This is a genomic window from Geobacter sp. PheSNFMC (genome assembly GCF_059620965.1).
This window is the reverse complement of record NZ_JCAMRN010000140.1, coordinates 1-294: the sequence shown is the minus strand read 5'-3', so window position 1 is coordinate 294 and position 294 is coordinate 1. Positions and strand designations below refer to the sequence as shown.

General features: G+C 66.0%; 1 pseudogene. It reads left to right on the top strand.

Annotation, left to right across the window (positions count from 1 at the left end):
* A pseudogene (locus AC6CDK_RS17845) lies at window positions 1–294 on the top strand (carbohydrate porin); the annotation flags it as partial.

Below are 294 nucleotides of genomic sequence, written 5' to 3'. Positions count from 1 at the left end.
CAGCCAGTTCCTGGCCGGGGCCTTCGTGAACTCGGCGGTCCTGGGTGCGCCCGGCAACGGACCGGGAGCCAGGCTCCAGGCAAAACTGGGCGAATCGCTCACCTTCGGGCTCGGCTACGGCAGCGGCGACACCGACACGGAGGATGTGTTCTCACACGGCTACGGCATAGCCGAGCTGGACTACACCATCAAGGTCGGCGAACTGGAAGGGACCTACCGCGTCTATGGCAGCCTGGACGGGGCGCGTGCCGATGGGGAGGTGAAGCTGCAGGAGAAAAACGCCTTCGGGTTCGG